22 protein-coding genes are annotated in these 26,918 nt (G+C 70.9%); 10 read left to right on the top strand and 12 right to left on the bottom strand.

Annotated features, from left to right (window positions below):
- Nucleotides 1–356: 356 nt before the first annotated feature.
- The 6 genes from ABZS37_RS25285 to ABZS37_RS25260 form a co-directional block, all read right to left on the bottom strand.
- Complete coding sequence (locus ABZS37_RS25285) at nucleotides 357–1,403, bottom strand: LacI family DNA-binding transcriptional regulator (RefSeq protein ID WP_355172771.1); 1,047 nt, start codon at nucleotides 1,401–1,403, stop codon at nucleotides 357–359.
- An 82-nt stretch (nucleotides 1,404–1,485) separates the two neighbouring features.
- Nucleotides 1,486–2,907: a GH1 family beta-glucosidase gene (locus tag ABZS37_RS25280; protein ID WP_354993389.1), complete on the bottom strand. Its 1,422-nt coding sequence runs from the start codon at nucleotides 2,905–2,907 to the stop codon at nucleotides 1,486–1,488.
- Nucleotides 2,904–3,746, bottom strand: a complete 843-nt coding sequence (locus ABZS37_RS25275; RefSeq protein ID WP_355172769.1) for a carbohydrate ABC transporter permease — start codon at nucleotides 3,744–3,746, stop codon at nucleotides 2,904–2,906. Before ABZS37_RS25275 ends, ABZS37_RS25280 begins: the two co-directional genes overlap by 4 nt.
- Before the next feature lie 10 nt (nucleotides 3,747–3,756).
- Nucleotides 3,757–4,728 (bottom strand): sugar ABC transporter permease, encoded by a 972-nt coding sequence (locus tag ABZS37_RS25270; RefSeq protein ID WP_355172767.1) that lies wholly within the window; start codon nucleotides 4,726–4,728, stop codon nucleotides 3,757–3,759.
- 109 nt (nucleotides 4,729–4,837) lie between these two features.
- Nucleotides 4,838–6,127 carry an extracellular solute-binding protein gene (locus tag ABZS37_RS25265; RefSeq protein WP_355172765.1) on the bottom strand — a complete coding sequence of 430 codons (1,290 nt, stop codon included), beginning with the start codon at nucleotides 6,125–6,127 and terminating at the stop codon, nucleotides 4,838–4,840.
- 197 nt (nucleotides 6,128–6,324) lie between these two features.
- Nucleotides 6,325–6,888, bottom strand: a complete 564-nt coding sequence (locus tag ABZS37_RS25260; RefSeq protein ID WP_355172763.1) for a plasmid pRiA4b ORF-3 family protein — start codon at nucleotides 6,886–6,888, stop codon at nucleotides 6,325–6,327.
- 150 nt (nucleotides 6,889–7,038) lie between these two features.
- Here ABZS37_RS25260 and ABZS37_RS25255 point away from each other — a divergent pair, with 150 nt between their 5' ends.
- From ABZS37_RS25255 to ABZS37_RS25215, 9 genes are all read left to right on the top strand, one after another.
- Nucleotides 7,039–7,785, top strand: coding sequence for a pyrimidine reductase family protein (locus ABZS37_RS25255; protein ID WP_355172761.1), 747 nt, complete (start codon nucleotides 7,039–7,041; stop codon nucleotides 7,783–7,785).
- Nucleotides 7,786–7,949: 164 nt separating this feature from the next.
- Nucleotides 7,950–9,704, top strand: a complete 1,755-nt coding sequence (locus tag ABZS37_RS25250) for an ATP-binding protein (protein ID WP_355172759.1) — start codon at nucleotides 7,950–7,952, stop codon at nucleotides 9,702–9,704.
- Between the two features lie 74 nt (nucleotides 9,705–9,778).
- On the top strand, nucleotides 9,779–10,927 hold the full coding sequence (locus tag ABZS37_RS25245; protein ID WP_354993382.1) for an exonuclease SbcCD subunit D: 1,149 nt from the start codon (nucleotides 9,779–9,781) through the stop codon (nucleotides 10,925–10,927).
- Complete coding sequence (locus ABZS37_RS25240; RefSeq protein ID WP_355172757.1) at nucleotides 10,927–13,401, top strand: SMC family ATPase; 2,475 nt, start codon at nucleotides 10,927–10,929, stop codon at nucleotides 13,399–13,401. Before ABZS37_RS25245 ends, ABZS37_RS25240 begins: the two co-directional genes overlap by 1 nt.
- Nucleotides 13,401–14,366 (top strand): hypothetical protein, encoded by a 966-nt coding sequence (locus tag ABZS37_RS25235; RefSeq protein ID WP_355172755.1) that lies wholly within the window; start codon nucleotides 13,401–13,403, stop codon nucleotides 14,364–14,366. Before ABZS37_RS25240 ends, ABZS37_RS25235 begins: the two co-directional genes overlap by 1 nt.
- 18 nt (nucleotides 14,367–14,384) lie before the next feature.
- The gene (locus tag ABZS37_RS25230) at nucleotides 14,385–15,242 is read left to right on the top strand and encodes a fused MFS/spermidine synthase (protein ID WP_354993379.1); all 858 of its coding nucleotides are present in this window, start codon (nucleotides 14,385–14,387) and stop codon (nucleotides 15,240–15,242) included.
- Between the two features lie 125 nt (nucleotides 15,243–15,367).
- Entirely contained in the window at nucleotides 15,368–16,060 is a 693-nt protein-coding gene (locus ABZS37_RS25225; protein WP_354993378.1) for a sigma-70 family RNA polymerase sigma factor, read from the top strand.
- The gene (locus ABZS37_RS25220; protein WP_355172753.1) at nucleotides 16,057–16,839 is read left to right on the top strand and encodes a zf-HC2 domain-containing protein; all 783 of its coding nucleotides are present in this window, start codon (nucleotides 16,057–16,059) and stop codon (nucleotides 16,837–16,839) included. Before ABZS37_RS25225 ends, ABZS37_RS25220 begins: the two co-directional genes overlap by 4 nt.
- Before the next feature lie 204 nt (nucleotides 16,840–17,043).
- Nucleotides 17,044–17,691, top strand: a complete 648-nt coding sequence (locus tag ABZS37_RS25215; RefSeq protein ID WP_355172751.1) for a hypothetical protein — start codon at nucleotides 17,044–17,046, stop codon at nucleotides 17,689–17,691.
- Nucleotides 17,692–17,769: 78 nt separating this feature from the next.
- On the opposite strand, the gene ABZS37_RS25210 is transcribed toward ABZS37_RS25215, so the two are convergent.
- From ABZS37_RS25210 to ABZS37_RS25200, 3 genes are all read right to left on the bottom strand, one after another.
- A complete protein-coding gene (locus tag ABZS37_RS25210) occupies nucleotides 17,770–19,530 on the bottom strand; it encodes a stealth family protein (protein ID WP_355172749.1) in 1,761 nt (586 codons plus the stop codon).
- Nucleotides 19,527–22,256, bottom strand: coding sequence for a glycosyltransferase (locus ABZS37_RS25205; RefSeq protein ID WP_355172747.1), 2,730 nt, complete (start codon nucleotides 22,254–22,256; stop codon nucleotides 19,527–19,529). The genes ABZS37_RS25210 and ABZS37_RS25205 overlap by 4 nt, the downstream gene beginning before the upstream one ends.
- Nucleotides 22,257–22,323: 67 nt before the next feature.
- The gene (locus tag ABZS37_RS25200; RefSeq protein WP_355172745.1) at nucleotides 22,324–24,141 is read right to left on the bottom strand and encodes a stealth family protein; all 1,818 of its coding nucleotides are present in this window, start codon (nucleotides 24,139–24,141) and stop codon (nucleotides 22,324–22,326) included.
- 503 nt (nucleotides 24,142–24,644) lie between these two features.
- Here ABZS37_RS25200 and ABZS37_RS25195 point away from each other — a divergent pair.
- Nucleotides 24,645–25,565 (top strand): DNA-3-methyladenine glycosylase 2 family protein, encoded by a 921-nt coding sequence (locus ABZS37_RS25195; protein WP_355172743.1) that lies wholly within the window; start codon nucleotides 24,645–24,647, stop codon nucleotides 25,563–25,565.
- 9 nt (nucleotides 25,566–25,574) lie between these two features.
- Here ABZS37_RS25195 and ABZS37_RS25190 read toward each other — a convergent pair whose 3' ends face one another.
- The 3 genes from ABZS37_RS25190 to ABZS37_RS25180 all read right to left on the bottom strand — a co-directional run bounded on the left by ABZS37_RS25190 (nucleotide 25,575) and on the right by ABZS37_RS25180 (nucleotide 26,894).
- Nucleotides 25,575–26,078: a DUF1990 domain-containing protein gene (locus ABZS37_RS25190; RefSeq protein WP_355172741.1), complete on the bottom strand. Its 504-nt coding sequence runs from the start codon at nucleotides 26,076–26,078 to the stop codon at nucleotides 25,575–25,577.
- Nucleotides 26,079–26,164: 86 nt separating this feature from the next.
- Nucleotides 26,165–26,587: an SRPBCC family protein gene (locus tag ABZS37_RS25185; RefSeq protein ID WP_355172739.1), complete on the bottom strand. Its 423-nt coding sequence runs from the start codon at nucleotides 26,585–26,587 to the stop codon at nucleotides 26,165–26,167.
- A 94-nt stretch (nucleotides 26,588–26,681) separates the two neighbouring features.
- Nucleotides 26,682–26,894, bottom strand: a complete 213-nt coding sequence (locus tag ABZS37_RS25180) for a hypothetical protein (protein ID WP_099851492.1) — start codon at nucleotides 26,892–26,894, stop codon at nucleotides 26,682–26,684.
- Between the last annotated feature and the right edge of the window lie 24 nt (nucleotides 26,895–26,918).

Below are 26,918 nucleotides of genomic sequence, written 5' to 3'. Positions count from 1 at the left end.
CGCGCAGAACATCAAGAACCAGGACCCGACCCGTCTGGTCAACCCGCACAGCGGCTACAACTGCTGCCAGTCCCTCGGCAACCCCGGCAACGGTGCGCGCGCCGTGCCGCGCGCGCCGTGCCGCCCCGCACAAGATCGTGCAACTTCCTGGTTTTAGTGGCCTCCGCCCTCCACGATGACCACTACAACCAGGATCGAGCACGATCTTGCCCAAGGACCCGGACGATCATGAGGTTAGCGGCCCTATTTGCCCGGTTTGAACCAATCACCCTCATGATCACCCACGGCCCGGACGGGGTGGGGGTGGGGGTGGGGGTGGGGGTGGGGGTGGGGTGAGTGGGAGGTGGGGGTGGAGGTCAGGCGGAGGCGCGGTGGACCAGCTGGGTGTCCAGGAGGATGTGTGAGGCGGGGAGGTCCTCGCCGCGGATTCGGGCGACCAGCAGGCGGGCCATCTGCCGGCCCATCTCCTCCACCGGCTGGAAGACCGTGGTCAGCGGCGGTTCCGCCTGTCGGGCGATCGTCGCGTCGTCGAAGCCGATCACCGCGACGTCCTCCGGCACCCGCCGGCCGGCCTCGCGCAGGGTACGCAGCGCGCCGAACGCCATGAGGTCGGACGCCACGAAGACCGCGTCCAGGTCGGGGCAGACGTCCAGTAGCCGGCGCATGCCCGCCGCACCGCTGCTCTCGCTGAAGTCGCCGTACGCGATCAGGTCGGGGTTGACGCCGGCCCCGGTGGCCTTGACCGCCTCGGTGTACCCGGCCAACCGGGCCAGGCCGGCGCCCATGTCCTGTGGCCCGGCGATGGTGGCGATGCGTCGCCGCCCCTGCCTTGCCAGATATTCCACCGCCTGCCGCGCCCCGCCAACGTTGTCCACGTCGACAAACCAGGCCGGCTGAGCGCCGGGTTGCAGCATTCGGGCGGGCCGGCCGCCGAGCACGGCGGGCAGGCCGCGCTCCTCCAGCAGAGTCGGCAGGGGGTCGGAGTCGTGCAACGACAACAGGAGTACGCCGTCGACGTGCTGGTTGGTCAGGTGGTGCTCGACCCGCTCCCGTTCCACCGGCGACTGGGCCATGGCCAGCCAGAGCTGCATCGGTGTCTCCAGCAGCGCGGAGCTGATGCCCCGCACGATGCTGGCGAAGAACGGCTCGGTGAAGACCCGCTCGCCGGACTCGGACACCACCAGCGCGACGGAGTCGGTCCGCTGGGTGACGAGTGCACGGGCGGCCCGGTTCGGCACGTACCCCAGCTCGGCGATGGCCTGTTGGACCGCGGCCCGGGCCTCCGGGCTGACCTGGGGCGAGCCGTTGACCACGCGGGAGACTGTGCCCCGGCCGACGCCGGCACGCGCCGCGACCGCGTCGAGGGTCGGGCGCCCGAGCGACCGGGTGCGCTGCGTTGTCATCGTCTGCTCCTCCGACGGCGGGCGGACCCGGCGCCACCTGCGGGAGGTGGACGCCAGGACCGTCCTGATGGCTGGCCCGAGCCTATTGTGCGGCCAGACCGTTGCGCCGGATCACCGAGGCGTACCACTTGGCGCTGGACTTGGGGATGCGGACCTGGCTGTCGTAGTCGACGTGGATCATGCCGAACCGCTTGGTGTAACCCCAGGCCCATTCGAAATTATCCATCAGCGACCAGGCGAAGTATCCCCGCAGGGGCACCCCGGCGTTGATCGCCTCGTGCGCGGCGCGCAGATGGGCGTCGAAGTAGGCCAACCGGTCGACGTCGTCGACCTGCCCGTCGACCACCGTGTCGACGAACGCGGAGCCGTTCTCGGTGACGTACAGGGGCAGATCGGTGTAGTCGTGCACCCGGCGCAGCGTCTCGACCAGGCCCGGGGCGTCGATCTCCCAGCCCATGTCGGTGACCGGGACGCCCCGGGTGACGAACCGGACGTCCTCGCTGCCCGGCCAGCACGAGGGGGCCGACACCGCGTCGGCCCCGCCGGTCGAGGCGGTGACGACGTGCCGGCTGTAGTAGTTGACCCCGACCAGGTCCAGCGGCGTGGAGATGGTCGCGAGATCACCGTCGTGCACATGGTCGAAGTCGGTCACCGTGCTCAGGTCGGCCACCAGATCCTTCGGGTACGACCCACGCAGCAGCGGGTCGAGGAAGAACCGGTTGGCCAACCCGTCGATCCGCCGGGCGGCGTCCACGTCAGCAGGGGCGTCGCTGGCCGGGTCGACCGGGTAGAGGTTGACCGTCACGCCCACCTCTGCGGTCGGCCGGGCGGCCCGCAACGCCTGCACGGACAGGCCGTGCCCGAGCATCAGGTGGTGCCCGGCGCGGACCGCGTCCGCTCCGTTGGTGCGGCCGGGCGCGTGCACGCCGGAGCCGTAGCCGAGGAACGCCGAGCACCACGGCTCGTTCAGCGTGGTCCAGTAGCGCACCCGGTCACCGAGCGCATCGGCGACCAGCGTCGTGTAGTCGGCGAAGCGGGCCGCGGTGTCCCGGGCCGGCCAGCCACCGGCGTCCTCCAGGGGCTGCGGCAGATCCCAGTGGTAGAGGGTGAGCCACGGCTCGATGCCGTTGGCCAGCAACTCGTCGACCAGCCGCCGGTAGAAATCCAGACCCTGCGGGTTGGCCGCGCCGGTGCCGCCGGGCTGCACCCGGGACCAGGAGACCGAGAAACGGTACGACTTCAGGCCCAGCTCGGCCATCAGAGCGACGTCGTCGCCGAGCCGGTGGTAGTGGTCGCACGCCACGTCGCCGGTGTGCCCGGCGACGACGCGACCGTCAGTGTGGCTGAAGGTGTCCCAGATCGAAGGGGTACGGCCGTCCACGGCCGCCGCCCCCTCGATCTGGTATGCCGCGGTCGCGGCCCCCCAGAGGAAACCGGGTGGAAAGGTCAGCCCGGGGCGCTCGTCGAGGACATCGACGGCGAATGGGCTGGCGGGGTTGCTCACGACTTGACGGCACCTTCCATGATCCCGCCGATGATCTGGCGGCCGAACACGAGAAAGACGAGCACCAGGGGGATGGTCCCCACCACGGTGGCGGCGAACACCTGGGAGTAGTCGGTGTAGTAGGCGTACGAGAGGAAGGAGAGCGAGACCTGCAGGGTCGGGTTCTCCGGAGAGAGGATGGCGTACGGCCAGATGAACGAGTTCCAGGTCTCCATGAAGGTGAGCAGGCCGAGGACGCCGGCGGCGGGACGCAGCGCGGGCAGCACGATGCTCCAGTAGATCCGGAACGTGCTGGCCCCGTCGACGCGACCGGCCTCGATCAGCTCGTCGGAGATCGCCTGGCTGGCGTACTGCCGCATCATGAACACGCCGAAGGCGCTGACCAGGAACGGCACGGTGACCGCGTAGAGGGTGTCGCCCCACTTCAGGTCCTGCATCATGGACCAGAGCGGGATGAGGCCCATCTGGGTCGGGATCATCATGGTGACGATGATCGCCAGCAGCAGGGCGTTGCTGCCCCGGAACTTCAGCTTGGCGAAGGCGAACCCGGCCAGTGAACCGGTGAGCACCACCGACAGGGTGACCACCGAGGAGACGATGATCGAGTTCATCATGCCGGTGAGGAAGTTGGCGGCGTCGTTGTCGAGCACCCGCCCGAAGTTGTCACCGAACGCTCCGCCGGGGGTTACCGGTGGCGGGACTTCGTTGATGGAGTCCAGGCTGCGAGTGCCGATCACCAGCATGTAGTAGAACGGGTAGATCGACAGCAGCGCCGCCAGGACGAGCGCCAGGTAGGTCAGCGGACTGGTGCGCCACAGGCGCTGGGAAGCCGAGATCATCGATCTCTCCTCACTTCGCCGAGCGGCGGACGAGTAGGAAGTTGAACAGCGACACCAGGACGATGATCATGAAGATCGCCCAGGCGACCGCGGCTCCGTAGCCGGCGGAGTTCAGGTTCACGATGCCCATCTCGTACATGTACATGGCCAGCGTCTGGAACTCCCGCTGGCTGCCGCCGAGAATGTTGCCGTTGGCGAAGAGCAGTGGCTCGGTGAAGAGCTGCATGCCGCCGATCGTGGACAGGATGACCACGAAGATGAAGGTGGGCTTGAGCATGGGCAGGGTGATCTGCCAGAACTGCCGCCACGGGCCGGCGCCGTCGATCGCTGCGGCCTCGTAGAGATCCTTCGGGATCGCCTGCATGCCGGCGAGCAGGATCAGGGTGTTGTAGCCGGTCCACCGCCAGTTGACCATGGACGAGATGGCGAACCAGGAACTCCACCGCTGCCCGTCCCAGTCGACCGGGTCGACACCGACGAGGCTGAGCAGCCAGTTGAACAGGCCGAACTCCCGCTGGAACAGCATCCCGAAGACGATCGCGACCGCGGCCACCGACACCACGTTCGGCATGAAGATGGCCATCCGGAAGAAGGTCTTGGCGCGCAGGAAGGTCCGGTTGAGCAGGTTCGCCAGGAAGAGGGCGAGCAACAGCTGCGGGATGGTCGACATGGCGAAGATGCCGAACGTGTTGACCAGCGCGTTCCAGAAGTACTCGTCGGACGCCAGCCGGGTGTAGTTGTCGAAGCCGATGAACGAGTGATCGCCGATCATGTCCCAGTCGTGCAACGACATCCAGGCGGTACGCACCATCGGGTACAGCCCGAACGCACCGAAGATCAGGAAGAACGGGGCGATGTAGAGGTACGGCGAGTACTTGACATCGAGGCGGTTGAGTAACCTTCCCCGGCTACGTCGGGAAGAGACGTCGGGAGAAGGCGGTGCTGCTGGCGACGGCGGTGCCGTCGTGGCCGACAGGCTCATGCGAATTTCCTTTTCCGGCGAGGCCCGGGGGCCCTCGCGCAGGGTGCTACGCGGAGGGGACCGGCCGGTGGCGTCCGGGAAGCCCCGAACGCCACCGGCAGGGAATCACTCAGAAGGCACCCTGAGTCTTGGCGTCCTTCGTGAACTGCTCCCAGGCCTTCGCCTTGTCGGCCTGCCCGCTCTCGAACGCCCGCAGGGCCGGCTCGAGCGCGTTCTCCTTGACCGCCTGGTGCTTCGGGCCCAGGTGGGTCGGCTGGATCTTGGCGACGCTCTCCCCGAAGATCTTGCCGGTCGGCGCGTTGCTGAAGTACTCGTTGGTGTAGCCGATGAACGCTTCGTTCTTCAGCGCCTCCAGGTTGGTGGGCAGCGGGCCCTTGGCCTTGAAGGCCTCCACCTGGCTCTTCGCGTTGGTCAGGTACTCGGCGAGCTTCGCCGCCTCCTTCGGGTACTTGCTCTGCGCCGGAACCGCGAGCCACGAGCCGCCCCAGTTACCGCCGCCGCCCGGCACGGACGCGACGTCCCACTTGCCCTTGTTGGCCGGGCCGGAGTTCTCCGAGACGATGCCGAGCATCCAGGACGGGCAGAAGGTCGCCGCGAAGGTGCCCTGCTTGAAGCCACCCGACCACTCCGGCGACCAGGTCTGCGCCTTGGCGGAGATGTCCGCCATCGAGGTGGCGGTGTCCCAAGCGTTCTTCACCGCGGGGCTGGTGTCCGCGATGATGTTGTCTTCCTTGTCGTAGAACAGGTCACCGTTGCCCTGGAACATCACACCGTTGGAGACGGCGGTGATCGAGTCGATGAACGCCTTGCCGCCGCTGCCCTGCTTGTACTTCAGACCGGCGTCGTGGAAGCCCTTCCAGTCCGGCCAGAGCGCCGACACCTGGTCGCGCTCGGTGGGCAGGCCGGCCGCCTGGAACAGGTCCTTGCGGTAGCAGACGGCGAGGCTGCCGACGTCGGTCGGCAGGCCGATCAGCCGACCGTCCGGCGCCTTGCCCAGCTCCCACTTCCAGGGCAGGAACTCCTTGGAGTGGTCGGCGACCAACGGGTTGAGGTCGGCCCAGTTGCGCGCGTTGGGCTTGAACTCGTTGAGGATGCCCTCTTCCAGGGCGGTGACGTCCGCGGCGCCCTTGCCGGTGGCGAGGTAGCGGACCAGCTTCGGCCGGTACTCGGCGAGCTGCGCGGTCTTGCGCAGCTCGACCTTGATGCCGGTGTCCTTCTCGTACTGCTTGAGGAGCTCGTCGTAGCCGAACTCGCCGAACGTGTCGACGACCAGCTTGGCCGGCTTCTCGCCGGCAGCCGGCTTGTCGTCGTCGTTGCCGCAGGCCGCGAGACCGCCGATTGCGGTGATCGCGGCCAGGGCAGCGGCCGCCAGGCGGGTACGCCGCGTGGTGACACTCATTCGCTGACCCCTCTTTCCGGTGGTGAGGCTGGATGGGCGTGGTGGGGGGTGCTCATCGCGCCAGGCCGGGGATGCCGAAGTGACCCATGCCACCCCCGGGAGCGCTCCCATGAGATTGCCGGCGGGTAACAGGAGTGTCAATAGGGCGATGGGAGCGTTCCCAGATCGTTACAGCCGCGCTCCCCCCAGGGGAGGGGTCAGCAGAAGCGGCGGAGGAGGGTGGTTGTGCGGTTGGGGTCGAAGCGGGACGGGTCGAAGGTGGGGCCCGCCCAGTCGCGCAGCATCGCGTGCCGCGGGTCGGTCAGGTCAGCCGAGCCGCCCTGGTCGGCCAACGCGACAAGTAGCGCCTGGTAGCCCAACGGCCCGCCGACACCCTCCGGCGGGCAGGCCTGCTCGCCGTCCAGGCAGAGCGGGTACCGCTCGTCGGGGTCGACGGTCAGCGCGTCCTCCACGACCAGGTCGTGCTCCCACCAGTCGCCGAAGTCGTACGTGTAGGAGAACCGGCTGCCCTTGCCGAGCACCGCGTCCAGCCGCACGTCCAGCTCGTCGTGCAGCGCCAACTCACCGTCCGGGTCGGGCTCGCCATACTGCACGGCGTCGATCTCGAACGAGTGCAGGTGACAGTCCCGCCAACCCATCGCGTGCTGCACCACCCGGTGCAGGCGGTCCAGCGTGTAGCCGGCCGGGACGAGCACCCGTCGCCACACCGGCGGACGGACGCCGGCGAGGGACATCTTCAGCTGGAAGATCTGACGCGGCATGCTGTCCTGCCCTCCCGCGGCTTAGGCTGCGAGCATGATCTGCCGAGCGTGCCGGGCCCGGCGACACGACGACTGCCCGGGCCGGAACTGGTGCGACTGCCAGCACCGTACCGCCGAACCAACCCCTCCGGTCACCGGTCCGGCCGGCGAATGACCGTCGGAATCCCGATCCAACGGCTCTGGCCTGAGCCGTCGGCGCAGCCGCTCGACGACGCCGCGCTGACCGCCCTCTACGGCCGCGCCGACGAGCCCCGACTGCGGGTCAACTTCGTCGCCAGCCTGGACGGCGCGGTCACCGTTGACGGCTACTCCGCCGGGCTCTCCGGCGAGCCGGACAAGCGGGTCTTCGGCCTGCTGCGGATGCTCTGCGACGCGCTGGTGGTGGGCGCCGGCACGCTGCGCCACGAGGGGTACCGGGCGGTCCGACTCAACGAACGCCGCCGTGCCTGGCGCCGCGAGAACGGGCTGGCCGAGTACCCCACGCTGGTGGTCGTCTCCGGCTCGCTCGACTTGAACCCGGCACAGGGCGCCTTCGCCGACGCCCCGACCCGCCCGATCGTGCTCACCCACGCCGACGCGGACCCGCCACCCGGCCTGACCGACGTCGCCGACGTCCTGCGCTGCGGCACCGAGCGGGTCGACCTGGCCGCCGGCCTCGCCGAGCTGCACCGACGCGGGCTGACCCAGCTGCTCTGCGAGGGCGGCCCCCACCTGTTCGGCGCGCTCACCGCCGCCGACCTGGTGGACGAGCTGTGCCTCACCGTCTCGCCGCTGCTCGCCGGTCCAGGACCGGGCCGGATCACCGCCGGCGACACCACGGCACCCCGACAGCTGACGTTGCGACACGTGCTCGCCGCCGACGACGGCGTCCTCATGCTCCGCCACACCCGCCCCTGACGCCGGGCGACACACGACGCGCCGTCGCCGGTCGCACACCTAGCGTCGCGGCTGTGACGACGCATGGTGTCGTCCGCCGCGTCGCGTGGCGACCTGTCGTACTCCTCGGGCAGGATGCACCTCATGCGCGCCGACCGTGATGCTCGACCGACCCGAGTCGCCCGATGACCGACGCCGACCTCGACAGCCCTGGCGAGGCGGTTGGGCGGGTGCTGGGCACCGCCGACGCCACCCCGTTGCAGTTCTGGACGGCCGTGGCGCCCGGCAGCTACCTCCAGCTCGACGACGTGGTGGTCACCCGGCGAGAGCTGCCCAACCGGGAGCCGGTGACGATCGCCGGGGTGGTCACCCAGGTCCGCGCGCGACACGAGGGCGCCCAGTTCGACTCCGACGTTTTCGCCATCGCCGACGGCACGCTGCCCGCGCAGGTGCAGGAGGCGGCCGAGGTCACCACCACCCGGGTCGATCCGGAGCTCTACGTGCCGCCGACGCCGGGCGCGGTGGTGCACCGGGCCGAGGGCGACGCCCGGGCACGCGCGCTGCACTTCGACCGGATGGAGCGACGCATCCCGATGGGGATGGGTCGCGACGGGGTGCCGGTCTACCTCAACGCCGACTTCCTCGACGGCAGCCGGGGCGCGCACGTCTCCATCTCCGGCATCTCCGGGGTGGCCACCAAGACCAGCTTCGCCACCTTCCTGCTCTACTCGGTCTTCCGCTCCGGGGTGCTGGGCGGCGACGCGGTCAACGCCAAGGCGCTGATCTTCAACGTCAAGGGTGAGGATCTGCTCTTCCTGGACCACCCCAACACCCGCCTCGACGAACCCACCCGCGCGGCGTACGCGAAGCTCGGGCTGAGCGCCGGCGCCTTCCCCGACGTGCGCGTCTACGCCCCGCCACGGGCGGGTGACGCCGCCGGCACGCCGGATGTGAGCAGCCGGCTCACCGGGGTGGATTCGTTCTACTGGACGCTCAGCGAGTTCTGCGCCGACCGCCTGCTGCCGTACGTCTTCGCCGACGCCGACGACGAACGCCAGCAGTACACGATGGTGGTCCACTCGGTGGCCGCGCACCTGGCCCGCTACGCCCAGCCCGCCGACGGCGGGGTGAGCATCGACGGGGTCCGGCTCGGCTCCTACGGCGATCTGGTCGACCACATCGTCGACCAGCTCAACGACGACGAGACCCGCTCCGACTGGGCGGGCAGCGCGGTCGGTCTGGGCACCGTCAACGCGTTCGCCCGGCGGTTGATCGGCAGCAAGAAGGACCTCGCCCGGCTGATCCGCGGCGACCTCGCCACCCGCCGCCCGCACTCGATCAACACCAGCGAGTCGGCGCAGGTCACGGTGGTCGACCTGCACAACCTGCCGGACCGCGCGCAGCGGTTCGTGGTCGGCGTGACGCTCAAGAGCGAGTTCGAGCGCAAGGAGAAGTCCGGCACCGCCAAGCCGCTGCTCTTCGTCGTCCTCGACGAGCTCAACAAGTACGCCCCCCGGGAGGGCTCCTCCCCCATCAAGGAGGTGCTGCTCGACATCGCCGAGCGGGGCCGCTCGCTCGGGGTGATCCTGATCGGCGCGCAGCAGACGGCGAGTGAGGTGGAGCGGCGGATCGTCACCAACTCGGCGATCCGGGTGGTCGGCCGGCTCGACCCAGCCGAGGCCTCCCGCCCGGAGTACGGCTTCCTCCCGCCCGCGCAGCGACAGCGGGCACTGCTGGCCAAGCCGGGCACCATGTTCGTCAACCAGCCGGACATCCCGGTGCCGCTCTGCCTGGAGTTCCCGTTCCCGGCCTGGGCCACCCGGGTCTCCGAGGCGGGGCGGGCACCATCGGAGACGCTGCGCTCGATCACCCAGTCCGCCGACCCGTTCGCCGTGGTGGGCTCCGGTGGCGGCAGCACCGACGACGACATCCCGTTCTAGGGAGGGCCGGCACAGGTGAGCGCGAGGAGTGAGCTTGCGAGCCCCGCAGTCGCGAACGGAAGGCCAGCACAGCCATGAAGATCCTGCACACCTCCGACTGGCACGTGGGAAAGGTGCTCAAGGGGCAGTCCCGGGCCGAGGAGCACACCGCCGTGCTGGCCGGGGTGATCGACATCGCCCGCGCCGAGCAGCCGGATCTGGTGATCGTCGCCGGCGACCTCTACGACACCGCCGCGCCCACCTCGGAGGCGACCCGCCTGGTCACCCGGGCGTTGACCGCGCTGCGTCGCACCGGCGCGGACGTGGTCGCGATCGGCGGCAACCACGACAACGGCCCGGCGCTGGACGCGCTGCGCCCCTGGGCGGACGCCGCCGGCATCACGCTGCGCGGTGGGGTGCGGGAAAATCCGGACGAGCACGTGATCGATGGCACCACCGCCGGCGGGGAGCGGTGGCAGCTGGCCGCGCTGCCGTTCCTGTCGCAGCGGTACGCGGTGCGCGCGCTGGAGATGTACGAGCTGACCGCCGCGGAGACCAACCAGACGTACGCCGACCACCTGGGCCGGGTGCTGGGCCGACTGACCGAGGGTTTCACCGAACCGGACCGGGTGCATCTGGTCACCGCGCACGTGACGGTGACCGGTGCGACCACCGGCGGCGGCGAGCGGGACGCGCACACCGTGCTGGGCTACGCCGTTCCGGCCACTGTCTTCCCGGCCACCGCGCACTACGTGGCGCTCGGCCACCTGCACCGGGCGCAGCGGGTCATCGGCCCCTGCCCGGTTCGCTACAGCGGCAGCCCGCTCGCGGTCGACTTCGGTGAGCAGGAAAATGTCCCCTCGGTGACGCTGGTCGAGGTGACCGCCAGCACCGCCGCCCGGGTGCGGGAGGTGCCGGTGACCGCGGCGAGCGCGCTGCGGACGGTGCGGGGCACCCTGGCCCAGCTCTCCGAGATCGAGGCACCGGACGCCTGGCTGCGGGTGTACGTGCGGGAGCAGCCCCGCGCCGGCCTGCGCGAGGAGGTCCAGGAGCTGCTCCCCCGGGCGCTGGAGATCCGGATCGACCCGGAACTGTTGGCCGCTGCGGGCAGCGGTGCCCGCATCGCACAGCGCTCGGGGCGTTCCCCCCGGGAGTTGTTCGCCGACTACCTGGACAGCCGGGGCCACGCCGACGACGGCGTCCGGGAGCTCTTCGACGAAATCTTCGAGGAGGTCGATCACTGATGCGTCCGATGCGGTTGGACATGGCCGGGTTCACGGTCTTCCGGGACGACACCACCGTCGACTTCACCGACGCCGACTTCTTCGCCCTGATCGGCCCGACCGGTTCGGGTAAGTCCACCGTGCTGGACGCCATCTGCTTCGCCCTCTACGGCATGGTTCCCCGCTGGGGCGGCGCCCGGGGCTTGGCGAACGCGCTCGCGCCGTCGGCGACCGAGGCCCGGGTGCGGTTGGTGTTCGAGTCCGGCGGGGCCCGCTACGTGGCCACCCGGGTGGTACGCCGGGACGGCCGGGGCAACGTGAAGACCGCGAACGCCGGGTTGCAGCTGATGCCGGCCGGCTTCGACGTGACCAAACTGGACACCGGGTTGAGCCCGGACGACCTCGGTGAGGTGGTGGCTGGCACTCCCGCCGAGATGGAGCAGGCGGTGCTGGAGGCGGTCGGGCTGCCGTACGAGCAGTTCACCAGCTGTGTGGTGCTGCCGCAGGGGCAGTTCGCCGACTTCCTGCACGCCAAGCCGGCGACGCGACAGCAGATCCTGGTCAACCTGCTCGGCCTCGGCGTTTACGAGGACGTGCAGAAGAAGGCGACCGCGCGAGCTGCGCAGGCGGAGGCCCGGCTCGAAGCGGTCGACCAGGTGCTCGCCGGGCTCACCGGCGTGGACGACGAGGCGCTGGCCGAGGCCGACTCCCGGGTCGACCGGATGGCCGAGCTGGCCACCGCGGTGACCGCCGCCGTGCCGGAGCTGGCGGCGGCCCGGGCCACCGCGCGGGAGGCGGCGGCGGCGCTGACCGCCCTCGACGACGAGCTGACCGTGCTGACCGGGGTGCGGTCGCCGGGCGGGGTGACCGAGGTGGCCCGCGCGGTGACCGCTGCGCGCGCCGAGGCCGAGGCAGCGGCGGGCGGGGTGTCGCTGGCCGAGGAGCGGGAGGAGAAGCTGCGCGGCGAGCTGGCCGGCGCCGGGGACGAAAGCGCGGTGCGACTGCTGCTGCGGGCGTACGACGATCGGGACCGGCTGTCCGGCGAGGCCGACACGGTCCGGGCGACGGTGAGCGCGGCGAACGACGAGCACGCCGCGGCGATGGCCGCGCTGACCGCAGCCCGCGCGGCTGCCGAGCGGGCCGACGCCGAGCTGGAGGCGGCCTTCCGGGCGCACGAGGAGGCGAAGGCCACCGACCTGGCGGTCAGCCTGCGCGTGCACCTGCACGCCGGCGCGGCCTGCCCGGTGTGCGAACAGCCGGTGGCCGAGGTGCCGGCGGTGCCGGCCGATTCGGCGGTGGCGTCCGCGACGGCGGCGGGCAAGGCGGCGCGGGCCGCGACCAAGGCCGCGCAAACGACCGTGCAGCAGCGGGACGCGGCGGCGCGTGACCTGGAGCGGCTGCTGGTGCAGGCGCGGGCCCGGCAGGAACAGGTGGAAGCCCGGCTGGCCGAGCTGGACGGGCAGCTCACCGACGCGGCCGAGCCGGCCGTGCTGCGCCGGGAGTTGGCCGAGCACGCCCGGTTGCGGCGCGCGCTGGAGGAGGCGGCGACCGCGGTCCGGGCCGGCCGCGAGGCCGCTCGCCAGGCCCGGGCCGGGGTGGACGCCGCCGAGGAGCGGCTGCGGGCGGCGTGGCGGGCCTTCGACACGGCCCGGGACGGGCTGGCCCGGTTCGGCCCGCCCGCGACCGATCGGGACGATGTGGCCGCCGCGTGGGCGGCGCTGACCGGCTGGGCGACGACCGAGGCGGACCGCCGCCGCGCCGACCGGGCCGGCCGTGCCGTCGCCGTCGCCGAGGCCGAGTCGGTGGCCGACTCGGTGCAGCGGCGTATCGCCGGCATCTTCGCGGCCGCCGAGGTGCCGGTCGGTGAGGATCCGGTGCACGCCGCGACCGTGGCGGTGGAGCGGGCCGACGCCGAGCGGCGGCGGCTGCGGGAGCGCCGCGAGCAGGCCGGGACGCTACGCGATCAGCGGGCCGGGCACGAGCGGGAGGCCCAGGTGGCGCGGGCGCTCGCCGGGCATCTGCGGGCCAACAACTTCGAGCGGTGGTTGCTGGCCGAGGCGTTGGACCTGCTGGTCGACGGTGCGTCGGGGATTCTGCGGGAGCTCTCCTCCGGGCAGTACGAGCTGGTGCACGACAAGGGCGAGTTCTTCGTGGTCGACCACCACGACGCGGGGCTGCGCCGGGGCGTGCGCACCCTCTCCGGCGGTGAGACGTTCCAGGCGTCGCTGGCGTTGGCCTTGGCGCTCTCCGAGCAGTTGGCCGGGATGTCGACCACGGCGGCGAGCCTGGAGTCGATCGTCCTGGACGAGGGCTTCGGCACGCTGGACGCGGCCACCCTGGACACGGTGGCCGCCACCCTGGAAAACCTGGCCGCCCGGGGCGACCGCATGGTCGGCGTGGTCACCCATGTGCCGGCGTTGGCCGAGCGGATCCCGGTCCGCTTCGAGGTACGCAAGGATGCCCGTTCGGCTCGCGTGGAACGGACGGGCCGGTGATGCCGAGGAGCGACGCCACGTTCTTCGTCGACTCGTGGGATCCGGCGTACGGGGCGTCGTTCGAGGCGTCCGCCGCCGGGCCGGCCGCGCAGAGCAGCGCGCAGGTCGACGCGGACGCGGAGCTGCCCGCCGTGGACTGGCGGGCGATCGGGGTACGCCCGGGGGTGCGGGCACCCGACGTGGTGCTGCTGGTCGACGGGGTTCGCCGGATCGACGCGAGCATCTGGACGGCCGAGACCGACGGCGGGTCGTTCCCCGGGTTGGCCGCCTCGTACGCGGCCGGGGTGGTCCGGTGCGACCTGGGCCGGGGGGCGGCGCAGCTGGCCGGCGCCCGGGTTGGCCGGGGTCTGTTCACCGCGAGCCCGTCGGCGCAGGACGTGGTGGCGGGCGCGATCCGTTACTCGGTGCACCGGGTGGGGGGCACCGGCGAGCTGGCGAAGCTGCCGGCCGCCGTGCAGGGCCCGCTGACCGCGCTGGAGGTGGCGGTGTCCGACGCCGCCCGGGTCGACGGTGACCTGCTGGTGGTGGACGGCCCGTTGCGCAGTCGCCGGCAGTTGCCGCGCACGCTCGGCTACATCAAGACCCAGCACAGCCAGTACCTCGATGCCCGGCTGACCGCCGTGGTGACCGGCATGGCGTCGGGTGAGCGCTCCCCGGTGTTCCGGCTCGGCACCGCCTGGGGTGGCTGGTCGTGGTATCTGCGGCTGCCGGTGGCGATCGGCGCGCCGTGGGCGGGCATCGTCCGGGTGGAGTGCTCCGCCGACCTGCCCGTCGAGGCGGCGATCGAGCTGGCCGACCTGTCGCTGGTCACCCTGCCCCGCTTCGCCTCCACCCCGTACAAGGATCCGCGGGCCCCACAGAATCTGATCCCGATCGCCGGCCTGGAGCGCCGACTGCGCGCCCTGCTGGGTGATTCCCGGCTGCTGCACCGCGCGTTGACCGCTGCGGCCCGCGCCGCCAGGTGAACGCGGATACTGGTCACGATGGGACGTAAACGGGCGGGCGACCGGGTGGTCGAGCAGGTGGACACCGGGCAGGCCGAACTCGTTCCGGACCCGGACCGGGCCGGCTCGTGGACGCTGCTGCTGGACGGCGCGCCGCAGTCGCACGTCGACCTGACCGACCCCACCCACCTGGAATTCGAGTACGTGCGGCGGCTGGCCGCCGCGGTGGACCTGATCGCACCGGCCGGTGAGCCGCTGCGGGTGCTGCATCTGGGCGGCGGCGCCCTGACCCTGCCCCGGTACGTGTCCGCCACCCGCCCCGGCTCCACGCAGCGGGTGTCCGAGGTGGACGGTGCTTTGGTGGAGCTGGTTCGCCGGGCGCTGCCCTGGCCGGCCGACGCCCGGCTGCGGGTCCGCGTCGAGGATGCGCGCGCCGTGCTGACCTCGACCCGGGACGCCAGCTACGACGTGGTGGTCGCCGACGTGTTCGCCGGTGCCCGCACCCCGGCCCACCTCACCTCGGTGGAGTACGCGGCCGAGGTGGCCCGGGTGCTCCGCCCCACGGGCTGGTATCTGGCGAACCTGGCTGACGGCCCGCCGCTGCGGCACGCCCGTGGGCAGGTCGCCACGGTCCGCTCGGTGCTGCCGCAGGCCTGTCTTGTCGGGGACGCGGCGGTGCTGCGCGGCCGCCGGTACGGCAACCTGGTGCTGGTCGCCGGGCGGGTCACACCGCCGGTGCCGGAGCTGACGCGGCGCGCTGCCGGCGACTGGTTCCCCGGCCGGGTGGTGGCCGGCGACGAGCTGGACCGCTTCACCAGCGGCTCGCAGGTGGTCCGGGACGCCGACGCCACCGGCTCCGATCCGCCACCGCCGGGTCTGTTCTCCGTACGCCGCTGACCGTCCATCCGACGGCGGTGCGGAACTTTTTTCGCCGTTTGTTGATCCGCTCGGGGCGGTGTTGCGTACCACCGGGCGGCCCACCTCGTGGGCCGGCGTTGGTCACGGACACTCCGGAGGTCTGCATGCATGCGTTGGCGGCCGGTTGGCATGGCGACGCGGTACGCGCGGACTGGTTGTCGGCGCGGTCCTCGTCGCGGCCGACCTCGTCTGCCCGGGGGGTCGACGCGCGCCCGACGTCTCGCCAGAATGATCCGGTGACGCCGCGACCGGCGCCCGGGCGCCATCAGGCGACGTCAACCGAGGCGAGCCACTCCGACCAGTTGATCCGGCTGCTCTACGCCGAGCACGCCGGCCCATTGCTGATGTTCGTCATGCGCCTCACCGGGGGGGACCGGCAGCGTGCGGAGGACATCGTCCAGGAGACACTGCTGCGGGCCTGGCGCAACGCGCACCGCCTCGGCGTGCAGGGGCAGGGTTCGTTGCGGCCGTGGCTGGTCACGGTGGCCCGCCGGATCGCCATCGACGAGCACCGCAGCCAGGAGGCCCGACCGCCGGAGACGTACGACCGGGATCTCACCGCCTTCGCTGAGGCGGACAGCACCGACCGGGTGCTGCGCACCATGACGGTGGCGGACGCGCTGCGTACGCTCAGTCAGTCGCACCGGGAGATCCTGATCTCGACGTACTTCCGGGGGCGGACGGTGCCGGAGGCCGCCGAGGAGTTGGGGCTCCCACTCGGCACCGCCAAGTCGAGGGTCTACTACGCGCTGCGCGCGCTGCGCACGGCTCTACAGGAGCGGGGGGTGACAGAATGAGCCGGCCAGACCATATGGACGTCGCGGCGTACGCGCTCGGCGTGCTCGACGAGCAGGACAATGAGCGGTTCGAGGAGCATCTCGCCACCTGCTGGGCGTGTGCGGCCGAACTGGAGACGATGGTGCCGGTGGTCGGGCTGCTCTCCGACATCGACGGCGAGACGATGATGGCGCTGGAGCAGACCGCGACCGACCCGGCGTTGCTGGACCGGACGCTGGGCGCGGTGCGGGCCGACCGGCGGCGTACCCGATTTCGTCAGATGCTCGCGACCGCCGCCGCGGTGGTGGTCTTCGGCGGTCTGACCGGGTACGGCTTCGTCAGCGTCACCGGCAACGAACAGCCGCCGGGGGTGCTCGCCGATTCGACGCCGAGCGCACCGAGCGACCCGGCGACGAGCGGGCCGACGGCCCCGCCGAGCGGCCCGGGTGTCGGCGGCACCGAGGAGGAGGGCGACCAGGTCGAGGCCACCGACCCGACCACCGGTGTGCAGACCACCATGTTCCTGGTGACCCGGGATTACGGCACCCGGATCAATCTCAGCCTCCGGAAGTTGCCCGGCCCACGCACCTGCCGTCTGGTGGTGGTGCGCAAGAACGCCAGCACCGAGGTGATTTCGACCTGGTCGGTGCCGGAGGGTGGCTACGGCACCAACAACAGACCTCAGGGTCTCGAGTTGAGTGCCTCGACGTCAGCCCTGGTGAGTGACATCAAGCAACTCCAGGTGCAGTCGGTGGATGCCAACGGTGTGGCGAGTCCGCTGGTCACCGTGCCTATGTAGTCCTCACGTACCGCATCGGCGCCGGCCATTGTGACAATGGCCGGCGCCGATCTGTCGTTCCGGGACGTGTCCCGTGCTGGGGCGTACGCATGGGCACCCGAATCGGTTCAATCAATCCGCGTGAAATTGACCACTGTTAACGCTTCAACCTTGACAGCCCGCCCGCCGTACCTATGGGTGGACTACCAAGAATGAGGAGGGCACGTGGCAAAGATGAAGCGGACCGTCATCGTCGCGAGCGCGATGGTCGCACTAACGGCCTGCGCTCCCGCAGGTTACGACGGGGCGAACTCGAGCGCGGTTGAGCCGGTCGCCGTCGCCGCGGCCGAGCCCAGCGCGACGGTTGAAGCCGAGGCCTCGGCGTCCGCGGAGGCGCCGGCCGCCGACGCGCCGCCCGCGAACGTCGACCTGACCGAGCAGTTGGTCGGCAAGAATGTCGCCCGGATGGGCAAGGTGATCACCGACCAGGACGGCTGGATCCTGTACCGCTTCGACAAGGACACCGCCGACCCGCCCGCGTCGAACTGCGTCGACAAGTGCGCCCAGGTGTGGCCCCCGGCGCTGACCGACGGCAACCCGCAGCTCACCGGCGTCTCCGACGACAAGGTCAGCAGCGTGACCCGCCAGGATGGCACCCGTCAGCTCACCGTCGGCGGCTGGCCGGTGTACCGCTACATCGGCGACAAGAAGCCCGGCCAGTGGAAGGGCCAGGCTGTTGGTGGCACCTGGTTCGTGGTCCAGCCGGACGGCAAGAAGAACCTCAGCTGCCTGCCCACCTCCACGCCCAAGGCGGTCGCGCCGCCGGCGGACAGCGGGACGAACGACGCTGGAGGATCGGGCTACTCGTACTGAGCCCCGCTCGTCACGAAGGCACGGTGGTCGGTCGCAGCCGGGGAGGGCGCGGCCGGCCATCGTCGTGCGCGGGGCCGGTCAGGTTCGTTCCCACGGGCTCGGCACCGGGAAGTATGTCTCCAGGAACGGGGTGAGCAGCGCCAACTGGGCGGCGAGGTCCTCCTCGACGGAGAACGCGTCATTGAGGCAGAACACCTGCCGGTCCCGGCGCGCCAGCAGATGAGCCAACCGGGCGGGCGTGTCCGGGTGGGACAACTCGGCGATGGTGTACAGCATGTTCCCCGGCACCGCGCGACCGGTCTGGAACGCGTAGTAGTGGTGCAGCGACGAGGCGACCGACAGGTCGTCCAGGCTGCGGAACTGACTGGCGGCGGTCCGGCGGTACTGCTCCGGGAACGTCTGCTCGATCTCCTGGAGGACGCTACGCCGCAACGCGTGCGGCATGTGCTTCATCTTCTGGGTCAGCACCGTGCCGAACCGCTCCGCGATCAACGCCCGGTTGTTCTTCCCGGCCGCCGACGACGGGATGTCCCCGGCGGTGGGCGGGCCCGGCGGTACCAGCGCCGGCGAGGGGAAGAACCGCGAGATGCCGTTGGCCAGGAAGAAGTCCTGGGGCAGCACCTCGGTGCCGAGGAAGACGTCGTCGTTGAAGTACAGGAAGTGCTCGGAGAGCCCGTCGATGTGGTGCAGTTGACTCTCGATGGCATGCGAGTTGTAGGTCGGCAGCACCGTCGGGTCAGAGAAGATCTCCCGGTGGCTGACCACCCGCAGCCCGGGCGCCGACGGGTCCAGCCAGGCCGGCACCTGGTCGTCGGTCACCAGGTAGATGTGGCGCACCCAGGGCGCGAACAGGTGCAGCGACCGTAGCGAGTAGCGCAGCTCGTCGCGGCTGAGGAACCGGGCCGCGTTCGCCGCCTCGGCGTGGTACGGCACCCCGGCCACCTCGGCCCGTCGGCGCAGCCAGGCCGGATCGGCGCCGTCGACCCAGGTGTAGACCACGTCGACCGGGAACGGCACATCGACCGGGCGAGGCTCGGCGAACTCCGGACGAGTCCACGCGGTCGCCGGGGCGGTCGGGGGTGCCAGGCCGGTGAACCGCGACTCCGGTACGAGGACCATCGGCGCCGACGCCGCCACCTGTTCGGCGACGGGGTTGGGCCGCGGTGCGACGAATATGTCGCCCGCACGGGTCCAGAACTCGACGTCGCACCCGTACACCTGCCCCAGCACCAGCCGGCGCCGGGGATCTGTCCAGTACCAGGTCAGCCGGAGCACCGGAGCGTCCCCCAGGCGGTCCCAGGTCTTCGGTTCGAACCCGGCAGCTGGCTGCCCGGTACCGCCGGGCACCGAGACGTAACCGGGAACCCGGCCGCAGGCAGCGGCGAGCGCGGCGTACGCCCGGGCACGGTCCTCGGCGTCGACGGCGACCACCGACGAACGGTGGGCCTCGCCCCGTACCCGGAAGTGGGGTACCCCGGCCTCGTCGAGCGCCCCCGTCACCGTCCGCAGATTTTCCAGCCGCGTTCGCAGGGGTGTGACGGACACGGCGATCCGGGCCACCCGGGGCCCTCGGTCGGCGGTGACGACCACCCGGTCCGCGCCGGCCACCAACTGCGGTTGGCGGCGGGCCAGCCGTTCGCCCCGGCGCTCGGAGAGATGGCCGTCCCGCGCGGCACGGGCGACCCACTGCTTCAACTGGTGCCGGGCCCGGGGGCTCACCTTCGTCGCGATGGCACGCCGGGTCTGCGGGCTCAGCACCCGGCGGTAGACCTCCACCAGCCCGGAGGGCTCGGCCAGCGCCCGGGGAGGCTCCCCCGGCGTGTGCTTCGGACCGGTCACCGCTGCGGACCGGGCAATGCCGCGATGGCGGCGGCCACCCGCTGGGAGTTGTTCCGGTCCTGGGCGACGAAGAAGTTCGCCGCCCGCTGGGAATACTCGTCCTCACGGACGCACCCGTTCTCCAGGTACCGGATGATCGCGTCCACGGTCTCCGCCGCGGTCTCGCAGACCGGACCGAACCCGTCCTCCCCGTGCTCGAAGTAACCCTTCTTGTAGCCGCCGATGGTCCAGAACTCCTCCGCGTCGAACTGGGCGTAGATCAGCGGAGTGCCGAGGTACGCGACGTCGCAGGCCGTCGAGGAGTAGTCGGTGATGAACAGGTCGCACTGGCGCAGCGCGTCCTGCACCGTCCGGCTGCTCTGGTCCGCCATCGCGAAGCAGTCGTCGGTCGGCACGAGGCCGGCCAGCAGCGAGCGCATCTCGTAGTGCGGCAGGAGTTCCAGCGTGTACCCGTGCTGACGCAGTGCCTGCCGCAGGCGCTCGCTGCCGAACAGCTCGGCGAGGAACACCTGGTAGGCCGAGCCCTCGAAGGCGATGCGGGGCCGGGCCTTCTTGTCGTACGACGGGGTGACGAGGTAGGTGCGCCAGGTCGGCATGAACAGGATTCGACGTCCACCCCGGTCGGGGGTCAGTGCGTCGAAGCGGGGCAGGCCCGTGTTCGCCACCATGTCGCCGTAGTCGAGGTCCTTCGACACGTACTCCGCTTCCCGGTCGGCCGAGGTCACGAAGAGGTCGAAGGAGGCCCGGCCGCGGTGTACGCCGGCGCTGACGTCCTTCTCGATGACCCCGTGGTCAAGGAAGACCCGGGTGGGGGCGATCCGCCAGTTGAGGTGCTTGAGGAAGGGTGAACGGTCCCAACCGGCCGGCAACATGTAGGAGTCGATGTCGTACGAGTTGATCAGCTTGGTGGCGTGCAGCATCAAGAACTTGTGCCGGAACGAGCCGTGGGTCACCACGTTGCCCAGCTCCTGCACCCGGTGACGGTCCGGGCTGCCCTTCGCCAGCAGGTAGTACACGTTGCGCCGGCGCTCCACCTTCCGCAGGTGGCGGAACAGGTGCGAGGAGTTGTCCTGGGCGGTGTCGGTGCGCTCACCGACCAGCCACACGTCGCGCCGACCCATCAGCGGAGCGGTGAGCGCGCGCAGCAGCCGCTGCTTCCAGAACGGGCCCCGGGCGGCGATGTGCCGCAGGTCCTTGCGCAGCATCATCCGCCGCCACCCGCGTTGCCCGGCGACCCCACCCTGCCGCCGCACCAGCAGCTCGGCGTTCTCCCGGCCACTGAACGTGGGCAGGATTCGGGTGTCGCCGGCCAGCTTCATCGTGGCGTCCCGCAGGAAGGCCGCCGAGATCAGGCAGTGCCGGGACGCCTGCCCGGTCTCGGTCATGAACACCAGCCGCAGCGCGTGCTGCCCGGCACGGAGTTTGCTCACCGGAAGTTCGGCCGAGAAGCCGCTCCACTCCCGGTCCTCGTCTCCGGCCTTGAGGTCAACCCGCCGATCGGCCGTGACCGGCATGGTCAGGTTGCTGCCCCGCACCCGCAGCGCGAGGGGGGTGTCCAGCGGAGCACGCATCGGCAGGCCGTTGACCACCATGTGCCCGGAGATCTTGAGCGTCTCTCCCGACTGCGAGAGCCGGACCTGCTCGAGCCGCGCCCCGACGGCGGTGACCTTGGTCAGCGGCAGCATCGACGGCGTGACCGGGTAGTCCAGGTGCAGGTCACCGCCGCAGGCGACGACCCCCCGGAGCCGCTGCCAGGGACGTGCGAACAACTCGAAGTCATACGACTTGAACGCCAGGTACGGGACCCGGTGCCGGGTGTCGATTGTCCAGCGGGCGATGAAGGACGGGTCGATGTCGTGATAGATCCGCGTGCACTTGTCGAAGATCTTCCACAGATCGGTGTCGGAGAAGATGGTGTGCGCGCGCATGGCGAAGCCCTGGTAGCTGCGGACGAGCCACCGCTCGAGCACCTCACGCCGGAACACGTCCAGGTCGGGTCGCAGGTTGGCGAGGGTCTCGCACAACTCCAGGTGATCCCAGAAGTTCTGCTCCCGGACGAAGAGGTTGTCCATGATGGAGCTGCTGACCGCGCGCTTGCGGTACTGGTAGACCACCGTGTCGACCAGGGCGATGCGCTCCGCCTTGAGCAGCATCGGGATGGCCAGGAACGCGTCCTCGAAGTGGACACCCTCACGGAACCGCAGGCCGTGCTGGCGCAGCTGCGCCAGGTCGTACAGCTTGTGACAGGGGCCCGCGTCGAAAATCAGATCCGGTGCGTCGACGACGGTCTCCAGCAGCCGGTCGCCCTTGCCGAATGGCTTCTTCCACAGGAACGGGGTCGGCTTCGGGAAGGTGTCCATGTCGCCGACGGCGATGCTCGCCTTGTGGGTCACGATCGCCTTGAGCAGCACCTCGATGGCGCGCGGCGGCAGCAGGTCGTCGGAGTCGACGAACGCCACGTACGGGGTGTCGGCCATGTCGAGAGCCAGGTTGCGAGCCGCCCCCGGCCCGCTGTTCTCCTGCTGCAGGGCGGTCGCGTTCGGGTGCTCCGCCGCGAACTGCTTGGCCAGTAGGTCGGAGCCGTCGGTGCTGCCGTCGTCGACCAGGATGACGCGACACTGGGCGAAGACGGTCTGCGCCGCGATCGACTCCAGTGTCTCGGGCAGGTAATCCTCGACGTTGTAGACCGGGACGATGATCGTGACCTGCGGGGCGGGGTCTACCACTCTGTACTCCACTGGAAGGGTTTTGGGGAACGCGGGGGGAACATCAGCTGGCTGGGCTGCCGCTGTTTCACTCGTCGCGCCGCAGCAGGACGGCCTTGAAGTCGGTGACCGTGTTGAGCATGTTGTTCGGCATGGTCGGCGCGTCGATCGGAGCGCCCCGACGGGCCTCCCGCATCGGCCGGTACGACCGCCGCCACAGCTCGCTGGCACCCACACCCCGCCGCTCCGCCACCACGTCGTCCGGCAGCTCGAACGGGGCGGGGAAGGGCAGGTAGCGCGGCAGGAAGGCGGCCAGCATCTTTTCCTGCTCTTCGAACGACCGAGGGTCGGAATCGGTGTCGTTGAGGCAGAAGACGTCGCGGTGCCGGCGGGCCAGCAGCTCGGTCAGCCGGGCGGGGGTCGACGGGTGACCCAGGTCGGCGTACTCGTACTCGATGTCGCCGGGGACGGCCTGGGCGGTGAGGAACGCCCAGTACTGGTGCAGTGACGACGGGATGGACAGGTCGCCGTGGTGACGGAACCGGTGCCGCGCGGTGGCCATCACCTCCTCCGGCAACGTGCCCTCGATCTGCTGCATGATGCTGCGTCGCAGCGCGAACGGGGTGTGCTTCATCTTCTGCGTGATGGTCACGCCGAACTGCCGCTGGATGTGCTGACGGTTGTTCTTACCGGCGGCTTTCACCGGCGGATCCTCCGGCTTCGCCTCGCCCAGGCCGAACTGCGCGGGTGAGGGGAAGAACTTCGCGATCCCGTTGGCGTGGAAGAAGTGGTTCGGCAGCAGCGGACGCCCGAGGAACACGTCGTCATTGAGGTAGAGGAAGTGTTCGGCCAGACCATCGATACGGTGCAGCCGGGACTCGATGGCGTGCGAGTTGAACGACGACCGGCCGCCGAGGTCGGCGAAGAGCTCGGCATGCGAGATGATCGTGATCATCGGATGGCTCGGGTCGAGCCAGCTCGGCAGCTGACTGTCGGTGATCAGGAAGATCCGCCGCAGCCAGGGCGCGAAGCTGTGCAGCGACCGCATCGAATACCGCAGCTCGTCGCGGTTGTGGTAGCGCGAGGAGTTCGCCGCGACCGCGTGCAGCGGGCCGTCGGGGGCACCGAGCGCCGTCGACTTCCGCTTCAACCATTGCGGGTCGGAGCCGTCCACCCAGGTGTAGACGGCATCGATCGGGAAGCCAATGCGGTCCGGTGCCCGGACCGCCAGGTCCCGGCGGGTGCCGTAGGTGTGGTCGTCGGCCTCGGGCACGAAGTGGCTCATCAGTGCTGCGGCCACCCGGACCGGCTGCGCCCGGGCAGGCGCCTCGTCGACGACCCCGTTGCGTCGAGGCGCGCGAACCATGTCCCCGCGACGGCTCCAGAACTCGATCTCGCAGGCGAACTTGGCGCCGAGGACCACATTGGCCCGGGCGTCGGTCACCGGGAAGCAGACCTGGAACACCTCGGTCGGGGTGGCGTCCGGCTGGTCCCGACCGGGCTGAACCTGCACCACCCGGACGTGGGCGCCCGACAGCGCCGGAGCGGAGCTGATCAGGCGTTGCACCGCCGGGCGTTGGTCGTCGAGGACTGCGACTGTGCTGCGCAGATGGTCATCGTTGCGGATGCAGTGATATTCGATGCCGGCCGCGCGCAGCGCGGTGGTGACGGCGGTGAGGTTGCGGTGCCACTGCTCCAACGGCGTAGCCGTGGCGACCACCTCAGCCCGGGTTCGGACGCCACCGTCGGGCACGCTCACCCGGGCACCCAGGGGATGCACGGTGTCGCCGCCGCGTGGTCGGGAGAGCGTCTGCACCACGCCGATCCGCCGGTGCGCGGGCAGCAGAGCCAGGAGGCGCCGCCGTGCCGGCGACGGCAGAAGTCGGTAGATCTTCAGGGCGATCATGCGCTGGGCCGTCCGCTCGGGACTGCCACCTCATCGGCGGCCACCCGTCAGCCCTGCTGCTGGGTAGCGGCGTGAAACCCCACTCGCGATGATTCGACACACACTCGTGCAGCCATCACTGCATGCCTTTCCACAGATCCCCCGTTGGCACTGCATGGCGATCTGCACCGACCGCACGCAGCGCTGTGGCCGCTGTCGGTGGACACCGATCTCCGGGCCGGACCGCGTTCTCCCGCGAGCGGGGAAGATGGTGGCCGCCGCAGGTGACCCGGGGCAGTGCATTTACCTGCAGGACATCAAACAACCACACGATCGATACCTGGCCCACAGCGGAAGGTGGCATAAGGACGTTCTGCGCCGATTAGCCCGAAGAATCCTGGCCATTCGGGTGGTTAACGACGCCGATATGGTTAGCCGAACGTATCCTCACGATTCTCCCCAACGGGCTGCGGGACCGGTACGGCGGTCACTGAGGCAGCACCGTGGCCTGGCAGAGTAACGGGGTGACCGAGACCGAACCCGCCGCGACCAGGGTGCTGCACCCGCCGGTCGGCTACCGGCTGGCCGCATCGGTCCGCGCGCTCACCTTCAGCCCGTACGACCCGTGCGCGCGCATCGCCGCCGGCACCTTCTGGTGGGCCGCTCGCACCCCGGACGGGCCAGCCACTCTCGCGCTGCGCCCCGCAGGCGGCGAGTTGCTCGCGGAGGGCTACGGGCCCGGCGCCGAGCACGTCCTGGACCGCGCCGACGCGATCGCCGGGCTGCGTGACGACCAGACCGGCTTCGCCGAGCTGGCCGCGGCGCACCCGCTGGTCGCCCGACTGGCCCGGGAGCACCGGGGGCTGCGGATGCCCACGACCGGGCAGGTCTTCCCCCGGCTGCTGCGCGCGGTCTTCGAGCAGAAGGTCACCGGCAAGGAGGCGTACCGGGCGTACGCGGCGACCGTGCGGCACTTCCGCGAGCCGGCACCCGGCCCCCTGCAACCGCTGCTCCTGCCGCCCGAGGCCGCCGCGGTGGCCGTCACCCCGTACTGGGTGTTCCACCCGTTCGGGGTCGAGCAACGCCGCGCCGACACGCTGCGTCGCGCCGCGGCGCTCGCCGACCGGTTGGAGCTCAGCGCCGACGCCACCGAGGCCACCCGCCGGCTGACCGCCATCCCCGGCATCGGCCCGTGGACGGCCGCCGAGGTGGTGCGGATCGCCTACGGCGACGCGGACGCGGTCAGCGTCGGCGACTACCACATTCCGAACACGGTGGCCTGGGCACTCGCGGGCGAGCCGAGGGGCGACGACGCCCGGATGCTGGCCCTGCTGGAGCCGTTCCGGGGTCACCGGGGTCGGGTCTGCCTGCTGCTGGAGGCCGCCGGCCTCCGAGCGCCGAAATACGGCCCGCGCGCCCCGATCCGCTCGTTCGCCCGATTCTGACCACCGCGGTCAGCGTCCGGCGCACAGCCGGCGCAGAGTGCGGCCGAGCCACCACGCGTAGGTGTGCTGAACGGCCCGGACCGCCGGGCCGCCGGCACGGGTGAACCAGCGGTCCGGGAGGCTGAACGCGCGTACCTCGAACCAGACCGCGCCGCCGTCGTCACGGCCGACCACGAACGCCTCCTCGCCCCGCTCCGGGTGCCCCGGCAGGGTGCCGTAGCCGAAGCCGGCGAGGGTGGGCGAATCCGCACTCCAGATCACCCGGCAGGGCCCCCAGACGCGGACCGGACCGACGCCCAGGCCGGCGGTCACCAGCACGCCCTCGGTGGCCCGTGGAGCGTCGGTGCGCATCCGGACACCGGCGGCGCGGTGCAGCCGCCAGCTCAGCACCGCCTCGGCCGCGGTCTCGAAGCAGCCCGCTGGCATCGGGTACCGGTGGCGCAGGTGGTGGTATCCGCCGGGCAGCGGCCCCTGCCGGGTCGACCCCACCTCCGGGTACGTCAGCTCGGCCACCGTTCCCCCTCGACCTCGGCTGGACACGCGCCAGGGTACGGCCGACAGGGCCGGGCCGCGTGTCGGTGCCGGCGACGGCTGGGGCGTCAGCCCCGCTCGCTCCGACGCTTGAGGCCCTCGGCCTCAAGGCGAAGATAGCGGCGGAGCAGGCCGCCGTAGAGCCAGCCGATCAGACCGGCCAGCGGCCCGGACTGGCTCATTGCCAGCTCGACGCGGGTACGGCCGTCGGGCAGCGGCAGCAGTCGGTGCTCTGCCGTGGTCCGCACGCCCGGGGTCTCGGAGACCCAGACGAATTCCCGCTGCGCGGTCAGCTCGGTGACCCGCCACACCGCCGGCCGCAGTTTCGGCTGGGTCAACCGGGCGGTCGCGCCGACGGCGAAGGGCCCCTGCTCCCCCCGTTCGGCGCGGGATACCGAGGTCGTCCACTCCGGCCAGCGCTGCACGTCGATCAGCACCGCCCAGACCCGCTCAGCGTCGGCGGCGATCTCCGTGACGTCTTCGAACCGCATCGCGTCCCCTCCCCGGCGGTGCCGTCCGGCACCGCCACGGGTGCGGACGAGGCCGCCAGGTGGATCGTGACACCGGTGCGCAACCCCGGTGGGATCAGGCGGCTTCGCGCAGGTCGGCCAGGCTCAATGGGGTACGCCTGCGCAGCAGCTCCTCCAGCTCCGGCACCGAGCCGACCTCGCCGAGCACGTTCCGGCCGCCGCCGAACCGCTCCGGGTAACGGCGGGTCAGCCGGTAGCGGTAGCGGCCCCGAATGAGCTCGACGCTCACCCGCCACCGCCCGCAGCAGTCACAGACCCACTCGGACACCTCGCGAAAGTAGCTCTGACCTGC

It is taken from the genome of Micromonospora sp. NPDC005413 (genome assembly GCF_040606435.1).
In the GTDB taxonomy this organism is placed as follows: Bacteria; Actinomycetota; Actinomycetes; order Mycobacteriales; family Micromonosporaceae; genus Micromonospora.
This window is presented reverse-complemented; position numbering and strand designations above follow the sequence as displayed.